7 protein-coding genes are annotated in these 6,000 nt (G+C 41.1%); all 7 read right to left on the bottom strand.

Annotation, left to right across the window (positions count from 1 at the left end):
- Positions 1–633, bottom strand: a 633-nt coding sequence (locus FNE73_RS15730; protein WP_185147367.1) for a PKD domain-containing protein, incomplete at its 3' end; no start/stop codon positions are given.
- Complete coding sequence (locus FNE73_RS15725; RefSeq protein ID WP_185147366.1) at positions 609–2,144, bottom strand: autotransporter outer membrane beta-barrel domain-containing protein; 1,536 nt, start codon at positions 2,142–2,144, stop codon at positions 609–611. The genes FNE73_RS15725 and FNE73_RS15730, both read right to left, overlap by 25 nt.
- Positions 2,145–2,159: 15 nt before the next feature.
- On the bottom strand, positions 2,160–3,098 hold the full coding sequence (locus tag FNE73_RS15720; RefSeq protein ID WP_143885505.1) for a formyltransferase family protein: 939 nt from the start codon (positions 3,096–3,098) through the stop codon (positions 2,160–2,162).
- Complete coding sequence (locus FNE73_RS15715; protein WP_143885504.1) at positions 3,095–4,216, bottom strand: type 1 periplasmic-binding domain-containing protein; 1,122 nt, start codon at positions 4,214–4,216, stop codon at positions 3,095–3,097. Before FNE73_RS15715 ends, FNE73_RS15720 begins: the two co-directional genes overlap by 4 nt.
- A gap of 55 nt (positions 4,217–4,271) precedes the next feature.
- Positions 4,272–4,814 (bottom strand): phage tail protein, encoded by a 543-nt coding sequence (locus FNE73_RS15710; RefSeq protein WP_143885503.1) that lies wholly within the window; start codon positions 4,812–4,814, stop codon positions 4,272–4,274.
- Between the two features lie 34 nt (positions 4,815–4,848).
- On the bottom strand, positions 4,849–5,388 hold the full coding sequence (locus tag FNE73_RS15705; protein ID WP_143885502.1) for a phage tail protein: 540 nt from the start codon (positions 5,386–5,388) through the stop codon (positions 4,849–4,851).
- A 58-nt stretch (positions 5,389–5,446) separates the two neighbouring features.
- A complete protein-coding gene (locus FNE73_RS15700) occupies positions 5,447–5,986 on the bottom strand; it encodes a phage tail protein (protein WP_143885501.1) in 540 nt (179 codons plus the stop codon).
- Positions 5,987–6,000 lie beyond the last annotated feature (14 nt).

The raw sequence follows: 6,000 nt of genomic DNA, 5'->3' as shown, positions 1-6,000 counted from the left end.
TGCTGTTCCACCTGTCGGTGTTAAATTGATAGAACCGTTGGAAGCACCGTTACATGCTACATTCGTTACAACCGTAGTTCCTGAAACTGCTGTTGCAGGTTGGGTTACCGTTGCATTTACCGTTCCGGTACATCCGTTGGCATCTGTGATCGTTACCGTGTAAGTTCCTGCTGCCAATCCTGTTCTGTCTTCTGTCGTGATTCCACCACCCCAGTTGAACGTGTATGGCGCAGTTCCGCCTGTCGGTGTTAAATTAATTGCTCCTGTTGAACCGCCGTTACATGCTACATTAGTTACTACCGTTGTTCCTGAAACTGCTGTCGCAGGTTGGGTTACCGTTGCATTTACCGTTCCGGTACATCCGTTGGCATCAGTAATTGTTACCGTATAAGTTCCCGCTGCTAAGCCTGTTCTGTCTTCAGTCGTGATTCCACCTCCCCAGTTGAAAGTATAAGGTGCAGTTCCGCCTGTCGGTGTTAAATTGATAGAACCGTTTGAAGAACCGTTACATGCAACATTCGTAACAACTGTAGTTCCTGAAACTGCTGTTGCTGGCTGAGTTACCGTTGCATTAACTGTTCCGGTACATCCGTTTGCATCAGTGATGGTTACGCTGTAAGTTCCTGCTGCCAATCCTGTTCTGTCTTCAGTCGTGATTCCGCCGCCCCAGTTGAATGTATATGTACCGTATAAGTTCCTGCTGCCAATCCTGTTCTGTCTTCTGTCGTGATTCCACCACCCCAGTTGAAAGTATATGGTGCAGTTCCTCCTGTCGGTGTTAAATTAATTGCTCCTGTTGAACCGCCGTTACATGCAACATTCGTTACAACCGTACTTCCTGAAACTGCTGTCGCAGGTTGATTAATCGTAAATGTTCTTGTGGCCTGACATCCCAAATTATCTGTAACCGTTACAGTATAGGTGCCGGCAGACAGACCTGTAGCCGTTGCAGCCGTGCCACCGAAAGGTGCCCAGGAATAGGTATAAGGCGCAACACCACCTGATGGTACTACCGTAGCAACACCATTGGATCCACCGTTACAGGATACATCAGTTTTGCTTCCTGTGGTACTTATGCTTACAACGGTTAATGTAGCAGCAGTAGAAGTTGCAGAGCCTGAACCAATTGCCACCGCACGGTACTGATAGCCGTTCATTGCTGAAGTAGCCCCTGTGATTGTTAAAGTATTGGTTGTAACTCCTGAATAAGGAGCAGTATTAGTCAAAGCAATAAATCCACTCCCAGAATTCTGATACCACTGATAAGAAGTAGCTCCCGAAGCAGCAACTGTGAAGGTAGTGGTACCTCCAGCACATATAGTTCTGTTTGCCGGACTCGCCGTAATTACAGGATTACTGGCCAGAAATGTACATCCTGAATATTGACCAACAGAAGCTGTACTAAGTGACCAGTTCGCAAGAGTCATCACTGTTGTACGAACATTTGCCGCTGTTGTAGTAGGTGTGCCGGAACAATCGAATTTCCCTGACTGTGCAAGTGTAGTTCCCGTAACAGCTCCCGTATAAAACGCACTGGTTCCACCAGTAAGACCTGGAGGCATTAACGAAGCATTAGGTCCTGCAGATGCTCCGATGTTCCACCCCGCAGAAGTTGAACCTGCAGTGTAAAAATAGTTAATTCCTGCAATAGAGTACGCTCCAGATCCTGTTATACTGCCATTTCCTCCCTGAAATGCTATAATCTGATCTCCTACATTAGATAAAGAGAGTCCGTTTGTAGAAGTTCCTTCAGTAAGGGCAACAGTACCATTAACCGTTGATGTAGATGAAGCAGGGTTGTAGGTTGAAGCTACAAGCCCAACAATAAACACCTCGGTTCCTACTGGCAACGCAGTACCACTCGTCCAAGTGATGGAAGATTCTGTACTCCCTGCAGTCTGCCATCCGGAACCGTTATAGCCCCGGTCTGTGAAACTTATTTTTGTTCCGCTCGAAATATTGGTGAGCAAAACAAATGAAAAGCTATCTCCTGCACCTGCTAACGGAGTAGAGTCGTACGCCGTAAAGGCGATATCTCCCGGCGCAAGAGTTGTCTGCGCATACGCTCCGGAGGCAAACAATAACGAACCCACTAAAATGATAAAGTTGGTTCGTTTTTTAATTTTTAGATAGAAATTTTTCATATTTAACATTTTCGATTACAAATTGGCAAACTGACTGCCTTTTTTTAAGCCAAATGCACTTAATTTATGACCACTCATAAAACCTTCATCTGTATATATAATATCCAGGCGAAGCTGAGTTTCATTACTGCATTTTACGATTAAACCGCTTTCTTTATTGATTGAAAGAATAGTTCCCGGTGGATCAGGCAGATCATTTATTTTCTCAACAACAGTAGCTTCAACTACTCTTATATTCCAACCATTCCATTGAGTATAAGCACCTTTATTCCAAGGATTACACGCTCTGGAAAGAGCTTCGATAGTTTGAGCATCAGACTTCTGCCATGATATACATACATCTTCCGCCTGTGGTTTTTTATAATATTTTGCTTTTAAATTTTCCTGTTCAGTTCCCTGAAAACCATTTTTTAACAGGGGCAAAAGTTCAATAAGAAGATTAGCTCCTAACCAAGATAGATTAGTACATAAAATACCATGGGTCATATTTGAGCTTATTGGCAAGGTTTTTTTTAAGATAATAGCGCCTCTGTCAATCCTTTCATCTATTACATGAACGGTGATCCCCGTTTCTTTAGCCTGACTTCTTAATGATTGAAATACAGGATCTGCACCACGCATTTCAGGTAAAAGACCATAATGGAAATTATAGAACGTAGCCGGATATTTTTTCAATATTTCACCTGAAATCTTCCAGGGGAAAGTCATGGTAAAAACGTATTCTGGATTTGCTTTTTCAATTAATTCAGTTATCTGAAGAGAAAATTTTTCTTTCTTCATGATGATTAACGGAATACCAGATTGTCGTGAAAGCATCATACAGAAATCAATAACGTCTGTATTTCCTTCGGGTACACCAATACCGTAAAGCTGTCCTGATGAATGCAGAGACTGCAAAGCAGGAATTGCCATCCGATTATTACATAATACCGCTATTTTAGATTTTAAATTCATGATTCCAAACAAGCATAAGCATTAAGCCATGTATTCGCCTCAACATTCTGCATAGCTTCTATATTGATTTTCAGACTTTCTCGTTCTTCTTCCGTAACTGAAGCTATACGTACGTTTTCAAGAATACAGTTTCCTGTAAACTCATCCTTCGTTACGGTTGCATAATATACAGGAGCTTCTGTGAATCTGTTTTCCGGATTCATAAATACTTTTCCACGAGGCGAATCGATTGAGATATTGTCAAATTCAACATTTTCCATCCCAATAAAAAGTGCAGCTTCCCAACCCAACAATGAGAAGAGATTTGCTTTCCCTTCTTTATTTTTATTCAGTATTTCAACAAAAATCTCATTTTGAGGAATCTTCAGATTTTGTGACCACGGAACTGCCGAATTCCAGTTTCTTCCCGGATAAGCTATTTTTTTCAGCCATAGTTCTTCTGAGGTAAATGCTGCTCCGTAAATGGAATGATTTTCTTTAATTTCTTGACTATTGCTGAAAAAATCTTCTGCCATATCGCCACAAAAGGATACAAGAACAGCAGTTTCCTTTTCGTGCTGAAGATAATCTGTAAGTGGGGATAAAGTGAAATCTGCCCGGCGCAAAGAGGTAATATGATTAAATCCTATTGTACCTCCTTTTTCTTCAACTGCTTTTGAGTAGATATAAGAGGTACGATAGCCTGCATCATAAAACGAACATGTGAATGCAAAGTTTTTATACCCATGTTCAATTGCCTGCTGTACAATAACTCTTGTACATAAGCTTCCCTGCAAAGAAATAAAATATGCATGCGAAAGTTTCCCCTGAAAAGCAGGAAAATGATATCCGCTGTCTAAAACAAGCAATGTTTTATCAGAAGATTCGAAAAGCGGATGTACAAATTCTGCCGCCAGAGGATTGATATATCCAATGACAATGTCTGCACCTTCCAATAAAAACTGTTCACAACGTTCATAAATTTCTTCATGCTTTGCGGCAACACCGATTCCCGAAGAGACAATTTCGTGGTAACCTTCTAAACCCAGGTTTTTTAACGACTGTTTGAACCCATCCATAATATCAAAAGAAATTGAAGGATAGATTACCGATCGTGGTAAGAGTAAAGCTATTTTCATTTTTTTTAAATAAAACCTCCGATAGATAAACTATCAGAGGTTTGTTGATTATCAATTATGATCTTGATGGGAAAATCCCGTATAGGCAAATAATATAATTCACTCCCAAGTATGGCTGTTGCACACTAATAGGCTGACTTCCCCCTGCAATACTTAAATTAAATGCAGTAGATATTGGTCTTAGCGTTGTATCTGCAGTCTGATTTGAATATAAACCAGATAAAGATGCAAGGGTATTGTCGGTAGGTGAACCGGTATCTCCGCCATCCGAAAAAGTTTTGATAGCAACAGTTTCGCTACCTGAATTGTGCGTGTGGGTCGGCATATTTGCCAATGTACATGTTACTTTTTCGCTTCCGGACATTTCTCCCAACTGATAACTTTCGATACCCACTGCATTTCCTGTTCCCATTGGTGCTCTACCTGCAAAATTGGGTAACATAAATGTAGTTACTCCGTTTCCACCGTAGGTAGTACCCAGTAATGCAAATAATGCCTGATTAGTATTTATATTTAAGAGTTGTCCCTGACAAAATGCCCAGTTTTTTGGAGCAAAATCTCCTGCAAAAATTCGGATTTCTGACATTGTTCCGTCCATAATGATTAGTTTTTAATGTTAAAGATTTACTAAATTAACTTCTGCTTGGGAAAATTCCTTCAAGACAAATAATGTAATTGGTTGCCAGTACAGGCTGAATAATTCCAAAAGGCATATTACTTCCCACTACAGACAAAGAACCCGTAGTTGTGGCTGGAGCAATGTGAGTATCCGCAGGTTGTGTAGAATAAGCGCCTTGCAATCCTCCCAGTATAGTTCCTGAAGGAGATCCTGTATCTCCGCTGTCTGAATAAGCAGGAAAACCTATTGTTGAACTGGCAGGATGATTGTGCGCAGGCATTTGAGCTGTAGTCATTACGGTAGATTCTGAACCTCCTGCCTGTCCTAAGCTGATGTTTGTAAGACCAGCTCCAGTACCCGTTCCTACAGCAATTCGGCTGCGAAGATCAGGAACTGCAAATGTAGTTTGCCCATTTCCTCCGTAGGTTGTACCCAAAATGACAAAAGATGCCTCATACATTGATATACTATATTCTGTCCCATCACAAAATGCCCAACCTCTTGGCGCAAAATTTCCGGCAAACAGACGAATTTCTCCTATATATCCTTCCATAATTTAAGTGTTTGATTATTATAATTGTTTTTAAGTTTTTAAAAATTTGGTCTAAATATTAAGATCTTTGAGGAAAAACTCCGTACATACAGATAATATAATTCATTCCCAACGATGGCTGATTGATCGATAATGGAGCGTTTCCACCAACAGCACCTATCTGCAAAGGAAGAGGAATAGGCTTAGTTGTCGAATCGCTTCCCTGTGAGCTGTACATCCCTCCTTTTGCTGCCAAAACATTGTTGGATGGTGATCCCGAATCTCCTTCTTCAGAAAATGCAGGTATTACAACACTCCCTGTAGCAGCATGTGTATGTGCAGGCAGATTACTCATATTCAGTGTTACAGCATTGTTACCTGCGGTTGCACCAAGATTGTAATAAGATAATCCAGGTCCCTGTCCTGCACCAACTGCAGATCTTCCCATGAGGTTAGGCAATCCAAAAGTGGTTTTACCATCTCCGCCATAGGTTGTTCCCAGAATAGCAAACAAAGCTGTATTTGATCTGATTGCCAATAATGAGCCATCGCAATACCACCAGTCTTTAGGGGCAAAATTTGCGGCAAAAAGTCGGATTTCTCCAATTGTTCCTTCCATAATTATTTGTTTTT

It is taken from the genome of Chryseobacterium binzhouense, assembly GCF_007474545.1.
Classification (GTDB): Bacteria; Bacteroidota; Bacteroidia; order Flavobacteriales; family Weeksellaceae; genus Chryseobacterium; species Chryseobacterium binzhouense.
The sequence above is the reverse complement of the archived record's forward strand: the minus strand, read 5'-3'. Positions and strand labels throughout refer to the sequence as shown.